The sequence below is a fragment of the Rhizobium sp. USDA 3886 genome, from assembly GCF_056279785.1.
This window is the reverse complement of record NZ_JBWCDC010000003.1, coordinates 1,445,808-1,466,588: the sequence shown is the minus strand read 5'-3', so window position 1 is coordinate 1,466,588 and position 20,781 is coordinate 1,445,808. Positions and strand designations below refer to the sequence as shown.

18 protein-coding genes, 1 pseudogene and 1 riboswitch are annotated in these 20,781 nt (G+C 62.5%); of the genes and pseudogenes, 13 read left to right on the top strand and 6 right to left on the bottom strand.

What is annotated here, in order from left to right; all coding sequences use genetic code 11:
• Positions 1-17: 17 nt before the first annotated feature.
• A complete protein-coding gene (locus tag ACZ9BX_RS29925; protein WP_476221864.1) occupies positions 18-1,088 on the bottom strand; it encodes an AraC family transcriptional regulator in 1,071 nt (356 codons plus the stop codon).
• An 89-nt stretch (positions 1,089-1,177) separates the two neighbouring features.
• Here ACZ9BX_RS29925 and ACZ9BX_RS29920 point away from each other — a divergent pair, with 89 nt between their 5' ends.
• The 8 genes and pseudogenes from ACZ9BX_RS29920 (at position 1,178) to ACZ9BX_RS29885 (ending at position 10,722) form a co-directional block, all read left to right on the top strand.
• Complete coding sequence (locus ACZ9BX_RS29920) at positions 1,178-1,945, top strand: 3-hydroxyacyl-CoA dehydrogenase (protein WP_476221863.1); 768 nt, start codon at positions 1,178-1,180, stop codon at positions 1,943-1,945.
• Positions 1,946-1,966: 21 nt separating this feature from the next.
• Positions 1,967-3,154, top strand: a complete 1,188-nt coding sequence (locus ACZ9BX_RS29915) for an acetyl-CoA C-acyltransferase (protein WP_476221861.1) — start codon at positions 1,967-1,969, stop codon at positions 3,152-3,154.
• Between the two features lie 22 nt (positions 3,155-3,176).
• Positions 3,177-4,304 (top strand): acyl-CoA dehydrogenase family protein, encoded by a 1,128-nt coding sequence (locus ACZ9BX_RS29910; protein ID WP_132563486.1) that lies wholly within the window; start codon positions 3,177-3,179, stop codon positions 4,302-4,304.
• Between the two features lie 65 nt (positions 4,305-4,369).
• A complete protein-coding gene (locus ACZ9BX_RS29905; RefSeq protein WP_476221859.1) occupies positions 4,370-5,602 on the top strand; it encodes a thiamine pyrophosphate-dependent enzyme in 1,233 nt (410 codons plus the stop codon).
• 1 nt (position 5,603) lies between these two features.
• Positions 5,604-6,618 (top strand): annotated as a pseudogene (locus ACZ9BX_RS29900) (alpha-ketoacid dehydrogenase subunit beta).
• A gap of 3 nt (positions 6,619-6,621) precedes the next feature.
• Positions 6,622-7,878, top strand: a complete 1,257-nt coding sequence (locus tag ACZ9BX_RS29895) for a dihydrolipoamide acetyltransferase family protein (protein ID WP_476221858.1) — start codon at positions 6,622-6,624, stop codon at positions 7,876-7,878.
• A gap of 5 nt (positions 7,879-7,883) precedes the next feature.
• On the top strand, positions 7,884-9,281 hold the full coding sequence (gene lpdA, locus ACZ9BX_RS29890) for a dihydrolipoyl dehydrogenase (protein WP_476221857.1): 1,398 nt from the start codon (positions 7,884-7,886) through the stop codon (positions 9,279-9,281).
• Between the two features lie 898 nt (positions 9,282-10,179).
• A complete protein-coding gene (locus ACZ9BX_RS29885; protein WP_476221856.1) occupies positions 10,180-10,722 on the top strand; it encodes a hypothetical protein in 543 nt (180 codons plus the stop codon).
• Positions 10,723-10,728: 6 nt separating this feature from the next.
• Here the strand turns inward: ACZ9BX_RS29885 and ACZ9BX_RS29880 are convergent, their stop codons facing one another.
• From ACZ9BX_RS29880 to thiC, 5 genes are read right to left on the bottom strand one after another with little or no spacing between them, the layout of a single operon-like run.
• Positions 10,729-11,337 carry a thiamine phosphate synthase gene (locus tag ACZ9BX_RS29880; protein ID WP_476221855.1) on the bottom strand — a complete coding sequence of 203 codons (609 nt, stop codon included), beginning with the start codon at positions 11,335-11,337 and terminating at the stop codon, positions 10,729-10,731.
• Positions 11,334-12,107: a thiazole synthase gene (locus tag ACZ9BX_RS29875; protein ID WP_476221854.1), complete on the bottom strand. Its 774-nt coding sequence runs from the start codon at positions 12,105-12,107 to the stop codon at positions 11,334-11,336. Before ACZ9BX_RS29875 ends, ACZ9BX_RS29880 begins: the two co-directional genes overlap by 4 nt.
• Before the next feature lie 3 nt (positions 12,108-12,110).
• Positions 12,111-12,308 (bottom strand): sulfur carrier protein ThiS, encoded by a 198-nt coding sequence (thiS, locus tag ACZ9BX_RS29870; RefSeq protein ID WP_476221853.1) that lies wholly within the window; start codon positions 12,306-12,308, stop codon positions 12,111-12,113.
• Positions 12,305-13,276 carry a glycine oxidase ThiO gene (gene thiO, locus ACZ9BX_RS29865; RefSeq protein WP_476221852.1) on the bottom strand — a complete coding sequence of 324 codons (972 nt, stop codon included), beginning with the start codon at positions 13,274-13,276 and terminating at the stop codon, positions 12,305-12,307. Before thiO ends, thiS begins: the two co-directional genes overlap by 4 nt.
• Position 13,277: 1 nt before the next feature.
• Positions 13,278-15,104, bottom strand: a complete 1,827-nt coding sequence (gene thiC, locus ACZ9BX_RS29860; protein WP_476221851.1) for a phosphomethylpyrimidine synthase ThiC — start codon at positions 15,102-15,104, stop codon at positions 13,278-13,280.
• Positions 15,105-15,196: 92 nt separating this feature from the next.
• Positions 15,197-15,308, bottom strand: a riboswitch (TPP riboswitch).
• A gap of 332 nt (positions 15,309-15,640) precedes the next feature.
• Between thiC and ACZ9BX_RS29855 the strand changes: the two genes are divergently transcribed.
• From ACZ9BX_RS29855 to ACZ9BX_RS29835, 5 genes are read left to right on the top strand one after another with little or no spacing between them, the layout of a single operon-like run.
• Positions 15,641-16,774, top strand: a complete 1,134-nt coding sequence (locus ACZ9BX_RS29855) for a transporter substrate-binding protein (RefSeq protein WP_476221850.1) — start codon at positions 15,641-15,643, stop codon at positions 16,772-16,774.
• Positions 16,771-17,349 carry an ANTAR domain-containing response regulator gene (locus ACZ9BX_RS29850; RefSeq protein ID WP_476221849.1) on the top strand — a complete coding sequence of 193 codons (579 nt, stop codon included), beginning with the start codon at positions 16,771-16,773 and terminating at the stop codon, positions 17,347-17,349. Before ACZ9BX_RS29855 ends, ACZ9BX_RS29850 begins: the two co-directional genes overlap by 4 nt.
• Entirely contained in the window at positions 17,349-18,197 is an 849-nt protein-coding gene (locus tag ACZ9BX_RS29845; RefSeq protein WP_476221848.1) for an ABC transporter permease, read from the top strand. The genes ACZ9BX_RS29850 and ACZ9BX_RS29845 overlap by 1 nt, the downstream gene beginning before the upstream one ends.
• Positions 18,197-19,117 (top strand): ABC transporter permease, encoded by a 921-nt coding sequence (locus ACZ9BX_RS29840; protein WP_476221847.1) that lies wholly within the window; start codon positions 18,197-18,199, stop codon positions 19,115-19,117. Before ACZ9BX_RS29845 ends, ACZ9BX_RS29840 begins: the two co-directional genes overlap by 1 nt.
• Before the next feature lie 25 nt (positions 19,118-19,142).
• Positions 19,143-20,762 carry an ABC transporter substrate-binding protein gene (locus ACZ9BX_RS29835; RefSeq protein ID WP_476221846.1) on the top strand — a complete coding sequence of 540 codons (1,620 nt, stop codon included), beginning with the start codon at positions 19,143-19,145 and terminating at the stop codon, positions 20,760-20,762.
• Positions 20,763-20,781 lie beyond the last annotated feature (19 nt).

Genomic DNA, 20,781 nt, shown 5'->3' with positions numbered 1-20,781 from the left:
CGATCCGGCGCCGGCGGCTACGTGGTCGGTACCGCCTGCCCGCTCTCCCGGCGAAAGGCGTCCGGGCTCTTCGACATCCATTTGCGGAACGCCCGGAAGAAGGCGCTGGGCTCGGAATAGCCGAGCTGCGCGGCGACATCGCCGATCGTCTTCGGCGTGTTGAGCAAAAGGTCGATGGCCATGTCGCGGCGGATGTCATCCTTGATGCCGGCATAACTCTGTCCTTCGTCACTCAGCCGGTGGCGCAGGGTGGAAGGCGGCATGCGCATCTTCGCTGCAAGCTCCACGAAACTCGGCCAGGCCGGCGGCGGCAGCCTCCCCAGCCTGAGGCGAACGCTCGAAGCGAGCCCGGCATCGTAGCGATAGCGCACGAGGATATTTGCAGGTGCGCCACGCAGGAACTGTTTCAGCGCATGTACGGTCCGTGAAACCGGCAGCTGCAGCATGGCGCTGTCGAAGCCGAGCCGGCTGACGGGTTGAGAAAACCGGACAGGGGCACCGAAGAAGAGCCGGTAGTCGGCTCCCTGCTTCGGCTCGGCGCACCGGAAATCGACGAGCCGAATCGGGATACGGCGCCCCACCAGCCAGCAGGTAATTCCATGCAGAATGATCCAGTACGTACGATAGGCGAATGCCGAGCGAGCCTCGCCGGCATCCTGAAGCATGATCTGCGCCAAGCCGTCGCGGACGACGAGTTCGCCCCGCGGATCCTCAAGGACGACATTGAGGAAGCGCAGCGCCCGGCGCAACGCCTGGCCGAGGGTCGGAGCATGCAGCACGCAGTGGCAGAGCAGCGTAAAGCTTCCGCTACGCATCGGCCTTCCGCCCATTCCAAAGAATTCATCATCGAGCTCGGCAGCAATCGCAAGCCACAATGCCCCGTAACGCTCGGCCGATATCGGCTGATCGACACGCGGCGGCAGTCCGAGCGCTGAAAGGAGCGGCGCCGTCGGTTTCCCCATCCTACGCAGACTTTCGAGTGCCTCTTCGACGAATCCCGGTGCAATCATGCGCCTTTCGAGTTCGGCCATCGTCGTCTTCCTCTCCCTGTGGTAAATTTGTCCGAAAATATGAAGCAGTTTTGTCATCGCTTGCAATAGTGGGACGACATACAGTCCGTGTTATTCTGGCTGGGCACTACATGAGAGGAGCATCGTAGGGCTGTGGGAGATGATCCATGCTGATTCCTGGAGCAACCTTCATCGTCACCGGCGGCGGATCCGGTCTCGGCGCGGCAACCGTAAGGATGTTGGTCGCGTGCGGCGCGCGCGTCGTCATTGCCGATCTCAATGAAGAGGCGGGTGAGACGATCGCCGCAGAACTCGGCGCCGAGGTCTCGTACGTGCGTGCCGACGTGAGGAGCGAGGAAGACGGCGCGCGTGTTGTCGCGACGGCGACCGACGCCTTCGGCGGCCTGCGTGGGCTCGTGAACTGCGCCGGTGTCGCCCCGGCCGAAAAAGTCGTCGGGCGCGATGGGCCGCATCGGCTCGAGAGCTTTTCGCAGGCGATCGGCATCAATCTGATCGGCACCTTCAACATGATCCGCCTTGCCGCGTCCGCCATCCAGCAACAGGAGCCGGATGGCGAAGGTGAGCGCGGCGTGATCATCAACACCGCTTCTGCCGCCGCCTTCGACGGTCAGATCGGCCAGGCGGCCTATTCCGCCTCCAAGGGCGGTGTGGCCGCCATGACATTGCCGATCGCCCGCGAGCTTGCCCGCTGCGGTATTCGCGTCGTGTCGATCGCTCCCGGCATCTTCGAAACACCAATGATGGCCGGCATGCCTTCTGAGGTTCGCGAATCGCTCGGCAGGAGCGTGCCCTTCCCGCCGCGGCTCGGCCGTCCTGCTGAATTCGCCGCCCTGGTGCGCCATATATGTGAGAACGTCATGCTGAACGGCGAGGTCATCCGCCTCGACGGTGCATTGAGGATGGGTGCGCAGTAAGCGCCGCCCAGGAGGTATAAAATGCCATTGCAGGATCCTGTCGTGATTGTCGGCTCGGTACGCACGCCGATCGGCGGATTTCAGGGCGAGCTTAAGGACGCTGCGGCGCCCGAACTTGGAGCCGCCGCAATACGGGCCGCACTGGCACGCAGCCGCATCGAGGCCGAAGCCGTCGATGAGGTGGTCTTCGGCTGCGTTCTGACCGCCGGCCAGGGTCAGGCGCCGGCAAGACAGGCGGCGATCGGAGCCGGCCTTCCCTTTTCGACCGGCGCCAGTACCGTCAACAAGATGTGCGGCTCTGGCATGAAGGCCACGATGATCGCTCATGATCTGATTGCCGCAGGAAACGCCTCGGTGGCGATCGCCGGCGGCATGGAAAGCATGACGAATGCGCCCTATGTTCTTGATCGGGCACGTGGCGGCTACCGGCTCGGCCACGGGCGCGTTGTCGATCATATGTTCCTCGACGGGCTGGAGGATGCTTATGACAAGGGACGTCTGATGGGCACCTTCGCGGAAGACTGCGCCGAGGCCTATCAATTCACGCGCGCCGCTCAGGACAGCTATGCGATCGCCTCTCTGACGCGGGCCCAGAAAGCGATCGAGGCCGGCTATTTCGACGAAGAGATCACGCCAGTGGTCGTCAAGGTAGGCAAAGGCGATCAGGCAGTCCACCGCGACGAGCAGCCGGGCAAGGCGAAGCTCGACAAGATCCCTACCCTGAAGCCTGCCTTCCGCGAAGGCGGGACCGTGACCGCGGCCAATTCAAGCTCGATTTCCGACGGTGCGGCGGCCCTCGTCCTGATGCGCCGCTCGGAAGCCGAACGCCGCGGATTGCAGCCGCTTGCCACGATCACCGGCCAGGCCACCCATTCGCAGGCACCCAATCTCTTTGCAACCGCTCCGGTCGGCGCGCTTCAGAAGCTTGCCGATCGCACCGGCTGGTCGCTTGAGAGCGTCGATCTTTTCGAAATCAACGAGGCTTTCGCCGTCGTTGCCATGGCGGCGATGCGCGATCTCCATCTGCCGCACGACAAGGTCAACGTGCATGGTGGCGCCTGCGCCCTTGGCCATCCGATCGGCGCATCGGGAGCACGCATTATCGTCACACTGCTTGCGGCCCTTGAGCGATACGGCCTGAAGCGCGGCATGGCCGCACTCTGCATCGGCGGCGGTGAGGCAACCGCACTCGCCGTCGAGCGGCACTAACGGACACCGGGGAGGAAAGCACATGATTCTTTCCGATGTGCAGCAGCAAATACGCGATCTCGCCCGCGATTTTGCCCGCGAGCGCTTAGCGCCGGGCGCGGCTGCCCGCGACCGCGAGCACACCTATCCCCGCGACGAACTCAAGGAGATGGGCGAGCTCGGAATGCTCGGAATGCTGGTTCCGGAAGCCTATGGCGGCTCCGACACCGGCACCGTCGCCTATGCCGCGGCCATTGAGGAGATCGCGGCCGGCGACGGGCCGTGCTCGACCATCATGAGCGTCCACAGTTCGGTTGGCTGCGTACCGATCCTAAAATTCGGCAGCGAGGAGCAAAAGCAGCGCTTCTTGCCGAGGCTTGCGAGCGGCGAATGGATCGGCGGCTTCGCGCTCACCGAACCGCAGGCGGGCTCGGATGCCTCCAACCTGCGCAGCCGCGCCCGCCGCGACGGCGATCATTATGTGCTCGACGGCGCCAAGCAGTTCATCACCTCGGGCAAGAATGGCCAGATCATCATCGTCTTTGCCGTCACCGATCCAAAGGCCGGCAAGAAGGGCATAACCGCCTTCATCGTACCGACTGACACACCCGGCTACGAAGTCGTCCGCGTCGAAGAAAAGCTTGGTCTGCATTCGACCGATACCTGCCAGATCGCCTTCAACAGCATGCGCATCCCGGCAGAATTCAGGCTGGGCGAGGAAGGCGAAGGATACCGGATCGCACTAGCCAATCTCGAAGGCGGGCGGATCGGTATTGGCGCGCAGGCGGTCGGCATGGCGCGGGCAGCCTTCGAGGCGGCGCGCGACTATGCCCGCGAGCGGATCGCCTTCGGCAAGCCGATCGTCGAACACCAGGCCGTCGCCTTCCGCCTTGCCGACATGGCGACGCAGATCGAGGCGGCGCGCCAGCTTGTCTTCCATGCAGCGGCATTGCGCGAAAACGGCCTGCCCTGTCTTTCGGAAGCGTCGATGGCGAAACTGTTTGCCTCCGAGATGGCCGAGCGTGTCTGCTCCGACGCGATCCAGATTCACGGCGGCTACGGCTATATGGCGGACTATCCCGTCGAGCGCATCTATCGCGATGTCCGCATCTGCCAGATCTATGAGGGAACGAGCGACGTGCAGCGCATGGTGATTGCGCGCAATCTGTAGCACAAACATGTGCCGTCCCGTTCCTGGAGGAGAGGAGCAAGCGGCAAAGGGAGGAATGAGACCATATGACGGAATTCGCTCAGCTGAGCCTGCATGTCCCCGAACCCGCCGTCCGTCCAGGCGGCCAGCCTGATTTTTCCAACGTCAAGATCGCCAAGGCAGGCGCGGTACCGCGCCCTGAGGTGGATGTTGCACCCGAAGACGTCCGCGATCTCGCCTATTCGATCATCCGCGTCCTCAATCGCGACGGCGAGGCGGTAGGTCCGTGGTCCGGCATGCTCTCCGACGAGGAGTTGCGCACCGGTCTTCGTCACATGATGAAGCTGCGCGCCTTCGACGCCCGCATGCTGATGGCGCAGCGCCAAGGCAAGACCTCCTTCTACATGCAGCATCTTGGCGAGGAGGCCGTCAGCTGTGCCTTCCGAAAAGCGCTTCGCGCAGGCGACATGAACTTTCCGACCTATCGCCAGGCAGGCCTTTTGATCGCCGACGATTACCCGATGGTCGAGATGATGAACCAGATCTTCTCGAACGAGCGCGATCCGCTGCACGGCCGCCAGCTGCCGATCATGTATTCCTCGAAGGAGCATGGTTTCTTCACGGTCTCCGGCAACCTCGCCACACAATATGTACAGGCGGTCGGCTGGGCGATGGCATCAGCCATCAAGAACGACGACAAGATCGCTGCCGGCTGGATCGGCGACGGCTCGACGGCCGAATCCGATTTTCATTCCGCCCTGGTCTTTGCCTCGACCTACAAGGCACCGGTGATCCTCAATATCGTCAACAATCAGTGGGCAATCTCGACTTTCCAGGGCATCGCCCGCGGCGGTTCGGGCACCTTCGCTGCCCGCGGTCTCGGCTTCGGCATCCCGGCGCTGCGCGTCGACGGCAACGACTACCTCGCCGTCTATGCCGTCGCCTGCTGGGCGGCCGAGCGCGCCAGGCGGAATCTCGGCCCGACGCTAATCGAATACGTCACCTACCGCGTCGGCGCCCATTCGACGTCGGACGATCCGAGTGCCTATCGCCCGAAGACGGAGTCCGAGGCCTGGCCGCTCGGCGATCCGGTGCTTCGCCTGAAAAAACACCTGATCGTCAAGGGCGTGTGGTCCGAAGAACGCCATACACAGGCTGAAGCCGAGATCATGGACGAGGTGATCGAGGCGCAGAAAGAGGCAGAGCACCACGGCACGCTACATGCCGGCGGCAGACCTTCGGTGCGCGACATCTTCGAGGGTGTCTATGCGGAGATGCCGCCACATCTCCGCCGCCAGCGGCAGAAGGCGGGATACTGACATGGCCAGGATGACGATGATCGAGGCCGTGCGCAGCGCCATGGACGTGTCGATGGCGCGCGATGACGACGTGGTGGTCTTCGGTGAGGACGTTGGCTATTTCGGAGGTGTTTTCCGCTGCACGCAAGGACTTCAGGCGAAATACGGCAAAACGCGCTGCTTCGATACGCCGATCAGCGAATCCGGCATCGTCGGCGCGGCGATCGGCATGGCGGCCTACGGACTGAAACCCTGCGTCGAGATCCAGTTCGCCGATTACATGTATCCGGCCTACGACCAGATCACGCAGGAGGCCGCCCGCATCCGCTACCGCTCGAATGGCGATTTTACCTGCCCGATCGTGCTGCGCATGCCGACCGGCGGCGGTATCTTCGGCGGCCAGACGCACAGCCAGAGCCCGGAGGCGCTTTTTACCCATGTCTGCGGCCTGAAGGTCGTCGTGCCTTCTAACCCTTTTGATGCCAAGGGTCTGCTCATCTCTTCCATCGAGGATCCGGACCCGGTGATGTTCCTGGAGCCGAAGCGGCTCTACAATGGTCCCTTCGACGGTCATCACGAACGCCCTGTCACCCCCTGGTCGAAGCATGAGCTCGGCGAAGTGCCGGAAGGCCATTACACGATCCCGATCGGCAAGGCAGAGATCCGGCGCGCCGGATCGGCGGTGACGGTGGTGGCCTATGGCACGATGGTGCATGTGGCGCTTGCCGCCGCCGAAGATGCCGGCATCGATGCCGAGGTGATCGACTTGCGCAGTCTCTTGCCACTCGACCTCGACACCATCGTCCAGTCGGTCTCAAAGACCGGCCGCTGCGTCGTCGTCCATGAGGCAACCCTTACGTCCGGTTTCGGCGCGGAAGTCGTGTCGCTGCTGCAGGAGCATTGCTTTTATCATCTGGAAGCGCCGGTCGTGCGCGTTGCCGGCTGGGACACGCCTTATCCGCACGCACAGGAATGGGACTATTTCCCGGGGCCGGCGCGTGTCGGGCGGGGCGCTTGCCGAAGTCATGGAGGCCTGAGTCATGGGCGAATTTGTTATAAAGATGCCCGATGTCGGCGAAGGTGTTGCCGAGGCCGAGCTCGTCGAATGGCACGTGAAGGCCGGCGACCCGGTTCGTGAAGACATGGTGATCGCCGCCGTCATGACGGACAAGGCAACGGTCGAAATACCCTCTCCCGTTACCGGAACCGTCGTCTGGCTCGGCGCCGAGATCGGCGACCGCATCGCCGTCAAGGCGCCGCTGGTGCGCATCGAGACGGCCGGAGAAGGCGGCAAGGTGCAGGCGGAAATCCCTGCGGCCATAACGTCCACAAGGGCCGCTGAGCCATTGCCGCCTGCGGTGGAACCCGTAAAGGTAACGGAACCGAAACCCGAGATCATGACTCGTACAGCCGCAGCGATGCCTGCCGAAAAGCCGCTCGCCTCGCCGGCCGTCCGGCTCTTTGCCCTGGAGCATGGGGTCGATCTCAGGCAGGTGACGGGAACCGGTCCCGCCGGCCGTATCCTGCGCGAGGATATCGACCTGTTTCTCGCGCGCGGCGCAGTGCCCTTACCGGCGCAAGCTCCGGCAAGGAAGACTGCGACCGAGGAGATCAAGCTTACCGGCCTGCGGCGCCGCATCGCCGAGAAGATGTCGTTGTCTGCCTCCCGCATTCCGCACATCACCTATGTCGAGGAAATCGACATGACGGCGTTGGAGGAACTGAGGGCTACCATGAACCGCGACCGCAAGAAGGAGCAGCCGAAGCTTACCGTCCTACCCTTCCTGATGCGCGCGATCGTCAAGGCGGTTGGCGAACAGCCGAACCTCAACGCCACCTTCGACGATCACGCAGGCATGCTCACCCGTCATGCGGGCGTCCACATCGGCATTGCAGCACAAACGCCCGCTGGGCTGATGGTGCCTGTCGTGCGGCACGCCGAGGCACGCAGTATCTGGGATTGCGCCGGCGAGATGAACAGACTGGCGGAGGCAGCACGCACCGGTTCGGCGACACGCGACGAACTCGGCGGCTCGACGATCACCATCAGTTCCCTCGGCGCGCTCGGCGGCATCGTCTCGACGCCGGTGATCAATCATCCCGAAGTCGCCATCATCGGTGTCAACAAGATCGCCGTCCGCCCGGTGTGGGACGGCACGCAATTCGTGCCGCGAAAGATGATGAACCTCTCCTCCAGCTTCGACCATCGCATCGTCGACGGATGGGACGCGGCCACCTTCGTCCAGCGCATCCGGTTTCTTCTCGAAACGCCGGCACTCATTTTCATCGAAAGCTGAGATCCATGAAAGAGATCCTCTGCAAGCTCCTCGTCATCGGCGCCGGTCCCGGCGGTTATGTCTGCGCCATCCGGGCGGGACAACTCGGCATCGACACCGTCATCGTCGAGACCGGCAAGCCGGGCGGGACCTGTCTCAATGTCGGCTGCATCCCCTCCAAGGCACTCATCCATGCGGCAGAGGAGTTCGCCGCCGTCCGCCGCATGGCCGCCGGCAGGAGCCCGATCGGCATCCGGGTCGGCGACACTGCCATCGACCTTGCAAAGACCATCGGCTGGAAGGACGGCATCGTCGGCCGGCTCACCAGCGGCGTATCGACGCTGCTCCACAAGGCGAATGTCAAGATCGTCCACGGGCACGCGGCCTTTCGCGACGGCAAGACCGTGGAGGTTGAGACCGAGACCGGCGCCCAGATCATCCGCGCCGACACCGTGGTCATCGCCACCGGCTCGGAGCCGGTCGAACTCGCAGCCCTTCCGTTTGGCGGCCGCGTGATATCTTCGACCGAGGCCCTGTCGCTCAGGGATCTGCCGGAGAAGCTCGTGGTCGTCGGCGCCGGCTATATCGGCCTCGAACTCGGCACCGCCTTTGCCAAGATGGGTTCCGAGGTGACCGTCGTCGAGGCGATGCCGCAGATCCTGCCGCAATATGATGCCGATCTCGTGCGCCCTGTGCTACGCAAGCTCGGCGAACTTGGCATCCGCGTGCTGACGGGCGCAAAGGCGAAAGGCCCTTCCCGCAACGGCGACACGCTCCTTGTCGAGACGGCGGACGGGCACGAACAGCAGCTGCCGGCTGACCGCATGCTCGTTACCGTCGGACGCAAACCGAAAACCGCAGGATCGGGCCTCGAAGAACTCGATCTCGACCGTTCAGGGCCTTACCTGCGGATCGACGAGCGCTGCCGTACCTCAATGCGCGGCATCTATGCGATCGGCGACGTCACGGGCGAGCCGATGCTTGCCCATCGCGCCATGGCACAGGCCGAAATGGTGGCCGAGATCGTTGCCGGCCGGAAACGGGCCTGGGACAAGCGTTGCATTCCAGCGGTCTGCTTCACCGATCCGGAGATCGTCACAGCGGGTCTTTCACCCGGCGAGGCCCGTGCCCAGGGCTATGACATCCGCGTCGGCCAGTTTCCCTTCAGCGCCAACGGGCGCGCCATGACGATGTATTCGGAAGAAGGATTCGTGCGCGTGGTTGCGCGCACCGATACCAATCTCGTGCTAGGCCTGCAGGCCGTCGGCGCCAGCGTTTCAGAGCTTTCTGCGACCTTCGCGCATGCGATGGAAATGGGCGCGCGCCTTGAGGATATCGCCGGCACGATCCATGCCCACCCAACACGCAGCGAAGCGATCCAGGAAGCAGCCCTCAAAGCACTCGGCCACGCATTGCATATATAGGCGTTTCACTCGACGGCTGGTCGATAAGATTGGAGCTGCAAAGCGCGAGAAGGACTCGAGGCAAGCCGTCTTGATCTTCGAAGCGCTCGGCGCTGCAAACCGTCTCGACGATCTTGCCGGCGTGGCGATATGCCATTCAGACCGGGATGGGCTATATGCCGCGAAAGGACAAAGCAGCAACCGCCACCCTATTCCGTGGTCTCGGTATCGATCACGAGGTCCGGTGAGCCTCACTTGCCATAGAACCTCAAGGGGAGTGATCTTCCAAATCTTGCCTGCGGCTGGCACCTTTTTTCCGTAAGCCCAACCGGGACTCACGTCCGGCACATACATCGCGTTTCTCGTGCCCAAGACATCATCTGGATCGAATTCTACATCCCCTGCGCTGATGCCGAGCTCGCCCTGGCCCCCGCGGGTCTTGTTGCGGGAAGAACTTGGAAGAGTATGCTTTCGAACCATATTCCGGTCGCCCGTAGCCGTTTCGCAATCACTAAGCTCCACGGGCAGGCGGATACAAAGCGGTATTGTGCCCATCGATGCAACCCAATTCATCGTGAAATTTTACGATACTCGCCATTATCTCGCTCTGCTAATAAGCAAGTGTCGATGGCGGGAGGACGCGATGAACGACACAGTTTTCGGTTTTCTGGTTGCGGCTGAGATGGCCGCGCTGTTCTGGGCGGGACTTCTGATCGCGGCCGCAAGAATCTAGTCGCCGCAACTCTTCTTCTCCCGGAGTTTATTGACGCCGGATCATAAATGACGTTGCACTCATCTTGAGTGCCGCCGCATCTGCCGACATCACATCGACAGTTGCGAGCGCCTGCCTCCGGCATCCTCCCAAGGGTCGTTTTGCGCCGGTGTGGGAGCTGTAATATTGCCACTCCCCGAATTCCCGGTGCTCGAATTCTCCGATGGCGAAGGGTCGATAGGCGTCTCACCCGCCACGCGCCAAGAGCTGGTGACGCTTACTATTCCGCCCAATGAGCGAATGAAAGCCGGTCAGGAAGCGCCAAGCGGCTCGAAACGACGCTCATTGGCTGTCAGAACAGTAAGGCCCGTGCGCGGAGGCGGTGGCCGCAATAGCAATATCCTAGAAGCGGGGATCGTGGGCTCGCGCCTGATCGAGGATCAAGCCGGCATGGCGGGCCTCCTTTATGCCGAACGGCAGGACGCGCCCGGCATAGAAATGTTCGACCGCCGACAACCAGCGGCGCAGGTTCTCCGCCTTCGTTGTCGCGGCGGTCCTGACGGCACGGGCAATGCCCGCCTCGATCTCGGCGATGGTGATCGTCGAAAGTTAGAATCGGTCGCCATGGGCGCGCACCCAGGCCGCGAAAGCCTCCACGCCGACCTCCCGCGATCAGACGCCCGGTTGACCTGCTCCCTGGACGTCCTCGTTTATAAGTTGGCTCTCTTCACGTGCGAGATGCGATCATGAAGACCATCAGCGTCTCCATCTCGCAGTGGCTTCCAGCCACTGCCTGGTTCTCCCCTCCGGATCGCTGTTCAGCGTGATGTCGGTCACCACGGCAGCGCTGTCTGCGCCATGGGCAAAGAGACCGTCGATGCGGTCGACATTGAGCCCGCCGATGGCGACAAGCGGCAGATTGCCTATCCGCGCCTTCCATTCACTGAGCCGTCCCAGCCCTTGCGGCGCCCATTTCATCTGCTTCAAGATCGTCGGATAGACAGGACCAAGCGCGATGTAGTCCGGTTCTGCTGCGAGCGCTGTCTCCAGCTCGACATCATCGTGGGTCGAGAGCCCCAGCTTCAAACCGGCCGCGCGGATCGCACGAAGGTCGGCACCAGCCAGATCCTCCTGGCCGAGATGGAGGAAATCGCATCCCTCCTCGATCGCCAGCTGCCAGTAGTCGTTGACGATCAGCTGGCATCCATGCGCGCAGCTGACTGTCTTTGCTTTGCGGATATCGCCACGGATCTCGGCCTCAGTCCCGTCCTTGATGCGGAGCTGCACGAGCTTGACGCCGAGCGGCACCAGTCGGGCGATCCATTCGGCGCTATCGACGATCAGATAGAAAGGATCGAGCCTCATGCGAAGACCGCCTTTCCGATAACCGGTGTCGAAGGCACCGCCAAGTCGCGCGGTTCCAGCACGCCGGCGCCAAATGCCTGCCTGCCCGCCTCGATCGCCTTGGCGAATGCATCGGCCATGGCGACGGGGTCACCGGCGCTGGCAACAGCCGTGTTGAGGAGCACGGCGTCGAAGCCGAGTTCCATGACCGTTGCCGCATGCGATGGCCTTCCGATGCCTGCATCGACGATCAGCGGCACATCAGGGAAATGCGCGCGCATCGCCCGAAGGGCCGAGAGATTGAGAGGTCCTGCGGCACTTCCGATGGGCGCGCACCAGGGCATGAGCACCTTGCAGCCCGCGTCTATCAACCGTTCCGCCACCACAAGATCGTCGGTGGTATAAGGGAAGACTTCGAAACCCTCACCGGCGAGAACATGCGCGGCTTCGAGCAGTCCGAAGACGTCGGGTTGCAGCGTATCGTGATTGCCGATCACCTCCAGCTTGATCCAGTTGGTCTGAAACACCTCGCGCGCCATCTTGGCGGTCAGCACCGCTTCGGAAACGCCGTGGCAGCCGGCGGTATTGGGCAGCACGCGCACACCGAGCGCTCGGATAATCTCGAAAAACGCGCCGCCGTTCCGGCCGCCGGCGGTCTCGCGGCGCAGAGAGACCGTCACGATCTCGGTTCCAGATCGCTTGACGGCCTCAGTCAGTATCGCCGGTGAAGGATAGCGGGCCGTGCCGAGCAGTAGACGGGACGCGATTTCAGTTCCATAGAGGTTCAGCATAGGTCAACCTCCCTGCATCGGGGTCAGGACTTCTATCCGGTCGTTCTCATTAAGAGCATGGCCGGCACGATTCTCCCGGTGGACGAGTTCACCATTGACGGCGGTCGCGAGCCACTCACCCTCGTATTCCATCAGCGTCAGCAGCTCGGAGAGCGTCTTGGCGGTGATATCCTGAGGTTCGCCATTGACGATCAGTCTCATGGGTACATTCCTTCTTGTTCGGGTCTGCTGAAGACAAGGTCGGCGGCCTCGGCCGCCATCGCCGGCGCCAGCAAAAAACCGTGGCGATAGAAACCATTGAGGAAAACCGTGTTTCCGTGACGGAACGCGCGGGGAAAATTGTCGGGAAAAGCTGGGCGGATTCCGGCTCCCGTTTCAACGACGGTTGCGTCCGCAAAGGCCGGATGGAGCGCGTAAGCGGCATTCAGCAGTTCCATCAACGAGCGCGCCGAAACCGGCCCATCGAAGTCACTCTCGATCATCGTAGCGCCGACCATGAAAAGTCCGTCGCCGCGCGGAACGGCGTAGACGGGGATGCGGGGATGCAGCAGGCGAACCGGGCGGGCAAGGTCCACCTCGTGGGTCTTCAAATAGAGCATCTCGCCACGAACGCCGCGCAGGCCGTCGGCCTTGCCGATCTGCGCCGCACCCGTACAATCAACACAATCATCGAAGTCGCGCTTGCCGGGGTCACGAATGAACGAAACTCCCTGCGTCGCAAGCCTCTCCCGCAGCCTGGTGAGCGCCCCGCGCGGATCGAGATGGACTTCGCGGGAGAAGAACAGGCCTTGCCTGAAGCGACCGGCAAGGGCCGGTTCCAGCCCGGCAATAGCCTCTTCATCCAGCCATTCATAACCTGTCGTGCGGCCGGAAAAGCGCTGCAGTTCACCAAGATCGCGGACTGGCGCGACCACGAGTGTACCGTTCCGTCGCACCTCTCCCGGCACCATCACATCCCATCGGTCGGCGGCATCGAGGCCGCGCAGTAGCACAGCCTCGCCAGCACTTTCCCGCTCGCACCAGGGCGCCAGCATCCCGCCGGCGAGCCAGGATGCGGCGCGATCTAGACCTTCATTCGGATCCACGACTGTAACGTGGGCGCCGCGGCTACAAAGCTCATGCGCAACGGTGAGGCCGGCGACGCCGGCCCCTTTGACAAGCACGCGCATCTCAGTCGTCCGAATGCTGAAGGGCTTCGACCGGCATGTAAAGATCGCCGCCCTCGCGGTATTTTGCCGCCATCGCGTCCAGCCCCTCCTTCTGCGCTTCAGCGCGGATGTCATGCGAAATTCGCATGGAGCAGAATTTCGGGCCGCACATCGAGCAGAAATGCGCGACCTTGTGGGCCTCCTTCGGCAGGGTCTCGTCGTGGAAGGAACGCGCAGTTTCGGGGTCCAGCGACAAATTGAACTGATCCTCCCAGCGAAACTCGAAGCGGGCGCGCGACAGCGCATCGTCCCGCAGACGGGCGGCCGGGTGTCCCTTGGCGAGATCAGCGGCGTGGGCTGCGATCTTGTAGGTGATGACGCCGGTCTTCACGTCGTTACGATCGGGAAGACCCAGATGCTCCTTCGGCGTGACATAGCAAAGCATCGCCGTTCCGAACCAGCCGATCATCGCAGCCCCAATACCTGAGGTGATGTGATCGTAGCCAGGTGCGATATCGGTCGTCAGCGGCCCGAGCGTATAGAAGGGCGCCTCGCCGCAGACGGCAAGCTGCTTGTCCATGTTTTCCTTGATCTTGTGCATCGGGACGTGCCCAGGCCCTTCGATCATCACTTGGCAGTCCTTCGACCAGGCGATCTTCGTCAATTCGCCAAGGGTTTCGAGTTCGGCGAATTGCGCTGCATCGTTGGCGTCGGCAATCGAACCGGGGCGCAGGCCGTCGCCGAGCGAGAAGGAGACGTCATAGGCTCGGCAGATGTCGCAGATCTCTTCGAAGTGCTCGTAGAGGAAACTCTCGCGGTGGTGATGCAAACACCACTTCGCCATGATCGACCCACCGCGCGAGACGATGCCGGTCACACGGTTGACCGTCAGCGGAATGTAATGGAGGCGTACGCCGGCATGGATCGTAAAATAGTCGACTCCCTGCTCGGCCTGCTCGATCAGCGTGTCGCGATAGACCTCCCAGGTGAGGTTCTCGGCAATGCCTTCGACCTTCTCCAGCGCCTGGTAGAGCGGCACCGTGCCGATCGGCAGCGGTGAGTTGCGGATGATCCATTCGCGGATGTTGTGGATGTTGCGCCCCGTCGAAAGATCCATGACGGTATCGGCGCCCCAGCGCGCCGCCCAGACCATCTTTTCGACCTCTTCGGCCATCGACGAAGTGACGGCGGAATTGCCGATATTGGCGTTGATCTTAACCAGGAAGTTCCGGCCGATGATCATCGGTTCGGCTTCCGGATGATTGATGTTGGCAGGGATGATCGCCCTGCCCGCTGCCACTTCCTGCCGGACGAATTCCGGTGTGACGTGGTCGGGGATATGGGCGCCGAAGCTTTCGCCGTCGCGGACCGTGGGCTCGCCCTGCGCTTTACGGCCGAGGTTTTCGCGGATGGCGATAAATTCCATCTCCGGCGTGATGATGCCGGCGCGCGCGTAGGCAAGCTGGGTGACAGCCTTGCCGCCTTTGGCCCGCAGCGGCTGACGCTGGCCTGGAAATTCGGGCGTCAGCCGCTCTCCACTGGCAAAGCCGTTGTCTTCCGGCCGCACATGGCGGCCGTCATAAGCCTCGACATCGCCGCGGGCGAGCACCCAGTCGCGCCGAAGCTGAGGCAAGCCTTCCTCGATACGGATGTCAGCGCCCTCGATCGTATAGGGGCCGGAGGAATCGTAGACGATGACCGGCGGTTCGCCCGAAGTCGGATGGACGCTGATTTCGCGCATCGGCACGCGGACGTCAGGATGAATCTCTCCTGGAATGCAGATCTTCCGGGATGCCGGCAGAGGGCCGGTGGTAACGGTCGGGGTGAGGTTCTTTGCGGCAATGTTCATGGTTTGAGGCTCCAAGTTGCGATTGGAGACCCAGTCCTCAGCCGGAATGATGGAAAGACGCCGGCCCGGATTACACGCGTGAATCCAAAGCCTTTTAAGCGCTCGCACCGTCCCTACGCCAGTATGAACTGGATCAGGTTCAACGGGTCACTGCGCACGTCAGCAGTATCTCAGCCCCTTGCCGGGACCCCCCTGGTGAATGAGGAAAGGTTAGAGTCGGGTGTTGCTGGTGTCAAGACGAAGGGATGGCTGCTCGGCCTTCGCCTTGATCGGCGGCCATCTCCAGACCGGTTCAAGCCCCAATGTCAATGACTTCAATGTGGTCCTGATGGAATGGGAGCCCCTCTCAACAAAAGCAGAGCCTGCATGTCTGGCGCCCTTGACAAGCCGAACTGCCTGTATTTTATTCACGCCTGCGGATTAGGCAAATTGCTGCCGCGATCACATGACTTCGATAGTCGCCGGGCAGTTTTGCCCCATGACGCCCCATCGCCGATGGGACCGCGTCGTGGGGCTTTTGGTTTTTGGGGTTCCGCATGAATGAAGCGCTGAAGGTCGGCATTCTCTTTTCGACGACCGGACCCTACGGATCGATGGGCCGCGACGCGCGCGCCGGCGCAGAGTTTGCGATGGAGGAGTTTGCAGAAGCAGCCGGGCGGACGATCGAGCCGGTCTTTTTTGATCCGCATGCCGATCTTGCCGCCTACCTCGCAGGCGCCCGCCACCTGCTGCGCACCGGATGCCGCCATATCGTCGGGACGATCACGTCCGCCGCGCGCAAGGAAGTCATTCCGCTTGTGGAAAAACATGACGGACTTCTCTGGTACATGTGCCCCTATGAGGGTTTCGAGGCAAACGAGAACGTCATCTATCTCGGCGGCTGCCCAAACCAGCACCTGATCCCGCTCTTCGAACACCTGATCCCGCGTTTCGGCGCCCGCCCCTATCTCGTCGGCGCAAACTACGTCTGGGGCTGGGAGATGAACCGGCTCGCCCGCGAGCTTATCACCAATGCCGGCGGCGAAACTCTCGGCGAACGCTATCTGCCACTCGAAGAAACCGCGGTCGACCGTATCGTCGCCGATATCGAGCAGCGCCGTCCGAGCTTCATCCTCAACAATCTGATCGGCCCTTCGAGCTATGCATTCCTCGAGGCAATCAAGAAGCTCGGCGACCGCGATCCGGCCTTTGGTGCCGAAAACTGCCCGGTCGTCAGCTGCGACCTGATGGAATGCGAGCTGGATGACATCGCGGCGGGGGCCGCCATAGGCCAGCTTTGCGCCGCATCCTATTTCGACAATCTCGGCACGCCGGAAAACGCCGCATTCAAGGTTCGCGTTGCTGCGCAACATGGCGCGGCGCGCCGCGTTTCCGGCGTCTTTGCCAGCGCCTATACGGCCGTCAGGCTCTGCACCGACTCCATCCTCGCTGCAGGCGGCGACGAGCCGGCAGCTGTCCGCCGCGAGCTCTATGGCAATGTGTGGCCGACGGTCTTTGGCGCACTTTCGATCGATCCAGAGACAAACCATGCAGCGCTGCCGTTTCACCTCGGCCGCATCAATTCGGAAAACGGCTTCGATATCGTCACCTCCCGTCCCCCGCTCGCCGCCGACCCCTATCTTACTGGACGTAGCAGGCAGGCAGCGCCGAGACTGCGGGTGGTGTCATGAGAGACACGCCTAATTTCACAGGCTGGCATGTTGCGGTCATCCACCGCGAGGATGGCAACACCGAAAGGCTGATGCGCCAACTGCGCCTGCTCGGTATTCGCCCGACACAGCAATGGGCGCCGCTTTCGGCCGCCGAATTGCCTGATCTGGTGATCGTCGATGCGGATCAGGGCTGGGACGATCTCTTGCCGTGGAACGGCGCGGTGCCCTGCCCCGTGGTCGCGCTGCTCGGTTCTGAAGCGCCGGGTCGCATCGCCTGGGCACTGCAACAGGGTGCGGGCGCGATCATCGCCAAGCCGATCGCCACCTCCGCCGTCTATCCCGCTCTGGTCATGGCCGTCTCGATCCACGAGGAGCGCAAGCAAGCTGCCGCGCAGATGCTATATCTGGAAGAACGTGTGCGGCTGCGCCCACTCGTTCATGCCGCCGTCGAAAAGCTGATGAGCGTTCGCGCCATTGACGAAGAACGCGCCTACGCGATCCTTCGCGATTGTGCGATGCGCCGCCGCCTGCCGATGGAACAGATCGCCGCCTTCATTCTCGGTGGTGCCGAGCCCTTGCCGGAAGCCGGCTGATGCGTGTTCTCAAAGCCATCGTGCGTCAGCCATCGGCACTCTTCGGCCTCGTCGTCGTTGTTTTCGTCATCATCCTTGCACTCGGTGCGCCCTGGTTTGCTCCTTTTAACCCCGGCGACCAAATGTTCGACGGCCTGTCGCTCGACGGAGCGCCGCTGCCACCGGGGGGCCAATTCCTGCTCGGAACGGACACGCTCGGCCGCGATCTTTTCTCGCGCCTGCTCTTCGGCGCCCGCACCTCTCTGGTCATCGGTCTGGTGGCAAACGGGATCGCAGTGGCAATCGGTCTCTTCATCGGCATTGTCGCCGGCTATCTTCGAGGCTTCGCCAGCAACGTGCTGATGCGCTTCACCGATCTGATGACGGCCTTTCCGGCGCTGCTTCTCGCCATCATGCTCGCGGCTCTCCTGAGGCCAAGCCTCTGGATCGTTGCGATGGTGATCGCGCTCGTCAACTGGGTGCAGGTGGCGCGCATCGTCTACACGGAAACCCGTAGCCTTGCCGAGCGCGACTTCATCATGGCCGAACGCTCGCTCGGTGCCGGGCATCTACGCGTTCTCTTCATGCATATCCTGCCGCACCTGATCCCGACGGCCATCGTCTGGGGAACGCTCGGCATCGCCACGACCGTGCTTCTCGAAGCCACACTTTCCTTTCTCGGCATCGGCGTTCAGCCGCCGCAGCCCTCCTGGGGCAATATCATCTTCGAAAGCCAGAGCTATTTCCAGGCGGCTCCCTGGCTCGTCTTCTTTCCCGGCGCGATCATTCTCTTGACGGCCCTTTCCTTCAATCTCGTCGGCGATGCGCTCCGCGATATCCTCGATCCGACGCAGCGGGGGAGAGGCTGATGGCTTTTCTCGTTCTTCGCCGTCTCATGCAGGCCGCTTTGATCCTCCTCGGCGTTGCCGCCATCACTTTCTTGCTGCTCTATGCATTGCCGGCCGATCCGGCCCGCATGATCGCCGGCCGAAGTGCCACGGCACAGACTGTTGCCAATATCCGCGCCCAGCTCGGCCTCGACCAGCCGCTGCTCCTGCAGTTCTGGACCTATCTCGCCAATCTGCTTTCCGGCAACCTCGGCCGCTCCTATGCGCAGAAGACCGAGGTCTTAACGCTGATTGCCGCACGCCTGCCCGCTACGCTGACCTTGATGCTCGCAGGTATCCTGGTCGAAGTGACGCTCGGTCTGATCCTCGGCACGATCGCAGCCGTGCGCCGCGGCGGCTTCGTCGACCGGCTGGTGATGATGGCCTCCTTCGTCGGTGTCTCAGCGCCGCAATTCGTCGTGGCACTTCTCCTGCTCTACGTTTTTGGCGTGATGCTTGGCTGGTTTCCGATGAGCGGCTACGGCACGCTCGCCCATGTGGTGCTGCCAGCCTCTACCCTCGGCATTCTCGGCGCCGGCTGGTATGCGCGCATGGTGCGCTCGGCAATGATCGACGTGCTCAACCAGGATTATGTTCGCACCGCACGTGCCAAGGGGCTCTCGTCCCGCCGCATCATCTTCCGCCATGCACTTCCCAACGCCGTCCTCCCAATCATCGCCATGATCGGCATCGACATCGGCCAGTTCATGGGCGGCGTGGTTGTCGTCGAAGCCGTCTACGGCTGGCCGGGCATCGGCCAGCTCGCATGGCAGGCGATCCAGCAGGTGGACATCCCGATCATCATGGGCGTCACGCTGGTTTCGGCGCTCGCCATCGTCATCGGCAATTTGTTTGCCGACCTCATCGCGCCGGTCATCGATCCGCGCATCCGCACACGTTGACAGCAACCAAAGAAGGGGAACCACGATGTTCAAACACTGGCTTCAACACACAACCACGGCAACGATGATGGCGCTCGCTCCGCTCTCGGTCATGGCGCAGGAAACGCCCAAGCAGGGCGGCGATATCATCGTCACCTATAAGGACGACATCACCACGCTTGACCCGGCAATCGGCTATGACTGGGTCAACTGGTCGATGATCAAGAGCCTTTATTCCCGGCTGATGGATTATGAGCCCGGCACGCCGAACCTGGTGCCCTCGCTCGCCGAAACCATTAGCGTTTCGCCGGATGGCCTCACCTATACCTTCAAGCTCCGCAAGGGCGTGAAATTCTCGAACGGCCGCGAAGTCGTCGCCTCCGACGTCAAATATTCCATCGAACGGGCCGTCGATCCGAAGACGCAGGGGCCTGGCGCCGGCTTCTTTGGCGCCATCACGGGCTTTGAAGATGTGACGGGCGGCAAGGCGGCCACACTTTCCGGCATCGAGGCACCCGACGACGGCACGGTCGTCTTCAATCTCTCCCGCCCCGACGCCACATTCCTGCATGTTCTCGCAATCAACTTCGCCTCGGTCGTGCCGAAGGAGGCGGTCGAGGCAGCAGCCGGTGATTTCGGCAAGAAGCCGGTCGGCTCCGGCACCTTCGTCCTGAAGGATTGGACGATCGGTCAGAAGCTCATCTTCGAGCGCAACAAGGATTATTACGTCAAGGACACGCCGCATATCGACAGCTTCACCGTCGAAGTGGGCCAGGAGCCGCTGGTGGCACTGCTTCGCCTTCAGAAGGGCGAGGTCGATATCGCCGGCGACGGCATTCCGCCGGCAAAGTTCCTTGAAATCAAGAATTCGGCCGAGGGCCCGCAGATGATCGTCGACGGCGAACAGCTGCATACCGGCTATGTGACGCTGAACACCAAAGTGAAACCCCTCGACAACGTCAAGGTTCGCCAGGCCGTCAACTTGGCGATCAACAAGGAGCGTATCACGCGCATCCTCAACGGCCGCGCCACACCCGCCACCCAGCCGCTGCCGCCGCTGATGCCGGGCTATGACAAGTCGTTTGCCGGTTACTCCTACGATGTTGCGAAGGCAAAGGCGCTACTGTCCGAAGCAGGCTTCCCGGACGGCTTTGAAACCACGCTCTACTCGACCAACACAGACCCGCAGCCACGTATCGCGCAAGCGCTGCAACAGGATCTGGCAGCCGTCGGCATTAAGGCCGAAATCCGCGCGCTTGCGCAGGCGAACGTCATTTCGGCCGGCGGCACGGAAGGCGAAGCGCCGATGATCTGGTCGGGCGGCATGGCCTGGATCGCCGACTTCCCGGATCCGTCGAACTTCTACGGCCCGATCCTCGGCTGCGCCGGCGCGGTTCCGGGCGGCTGGAACTGGTCCTGGTATTGCAACGCCGATCTCGACAAGCGGGCGGTTGCGGCCGACTCCATGTCCGACCCGGCAAAGGTCGCAGAGCGCACCGCTGCCTGGGGCAAGATCTTCACCGACATCATGGCTGATGCGCCGTGGGTCCCGGTGATCAACGAGCGGCGCGTCGTTGCAAAGTCGCTGCGCATGGGCGGCGCCGACAACATCTACATCGATCCGACGCGCGTCATCAACTACGACGCGATCTACGTCAATCAGTAGACCCTGAACGGATCGAACG

What these genes read in the sequence shown, in the direction of transcription:
- ACZ9BX_RS29925 (WP_476221864.1), bottom strand. Translation starts at nt 1,088, where the DNA reads ATGACAAAACTGCTTCATATTTTCGGACAAATTTACCACAGGGAGAGG.
- ACZ9BX_RS29835 (WP_476221846.1), top strand. Translation starts at nt 19,143, where the DNA reads ATGTTCAAACACTGGCTTCAACACACAACCACGGCAACGATGATGGCG.
- ACZ9BX_RS29920 (WP_476221863.1), top strand. Translation starts at nt 1,178, where the DNA reads ATGCTGATTCCTGGAGCAACCTTCATCGTCACCGGCGGCGGATCCGGT.
- thiC (WP_476221851.1), bottom strand. Translation starts at nt 15,104, where the DNA reads ATGAACATTGCCGCAAAGAACCTCACCCCGACCGTTACCACCGGCCCT.
- ACZ9BX_RS29840 (WP_476221847.1), top strand. Translation starts at nt 18,197, where the DNA reads ATGGCTTTTCTCGTTCTTCGCCGTCTCATGCAGGCCGCTTTGATCCTC.
- ACZ9BX_RS29915 (WP_476221861.1), top strand. Translation starts at nt 1,967, where the DNA reads ATGCCATTGCAGGATCCTGTCGTGATTGTCGGCTCGGTACGCACGCCG.
- lpdA (WP_476221857.1), top strand. Translation starts at nt 7,884, where the DNA reads ATGAAAGAGATCCTCTGCAAGCTCCTCGTCATCGGCGCCGGTCCCGGC.
- ACZ9BX_RS29875 (WP_476221854.1), bottom strand. Translation starts at nt 12,107, where the DNA reads ATGCTGAACCTCTATGGAACTGAAATCGCGTCCCGTCTACTGCTCGGC.
- ACZ9BX_RS29880 (WP_476221855.1), bottom strand. Translation starts at nt 11,337, where the DNA reads ATGAGGCTCGATCCTTTCTATCTGATCGTCGATAGCGCCGAATGGATC.
- ACZ9BX_RS29850 (WP_476221849.1), top strand. Translation starts at nt 16,771, where the DNA reads ATGAGAGACACGCCTAATTTCACAGGCTGGCATGTTGCGGTCATCCAC.
- ACZ9BX_RS29905 (WP_476221859.1), top strand. Translation starts at nt 4,370, where the DNA reads ATGACGGAATTCGCTCAGCTGAGCCTGCATGTCCCCGAACCCGCCGTC.
- ACZ9BX_RS29910 (WP_132563486.1), top strand. Translation starts at nt 3,177, where the DNA reads ATGATTCTTTCCGATGTGCAGCAGCAAATACGCGATCTCGCCCGCGAT.
- ACZ9BX_RS29855 (WP_476221850.1), top strand. Translation starts at nt 15,641, where the DNA reads ATGAATGAAGCGCTGAAGGTCGGCATTCTCTTTTCGACGACCGGACCC.
- ACZ9BX_RS29845 (WP_476221848.1), top strand. Translation starts at nt 17,349, where the DNA reads ATGCGTGTTCTCAAAGCCATCGTGCGTCAGCCATCGGCACTCTTCGGC.
- ACZ9BX_RS29895 (WP_476221858.1), top strand. Translation starts at nt 6,622, where the DNA reads ATGGGCGAATTTGTTATAAAGATGCCCGATGTCGGCGAAGGTGTTGCC.
- thiS (WP_476221853.1), bottom strand. Translation starts at nt 12,308, where the DNA reads ATGAGACTGATCGTCAATGGCGAACCTCAGGATATCACCGCCAAGACG.
- thiO (WP_476221852.1), bottom strand. Translation starts at nt 13,276, where the DNA reads ATGCGCGTGCTTGTCAAAGGGGCCGGCGTCGCCGGCCTCACCGTTGCG.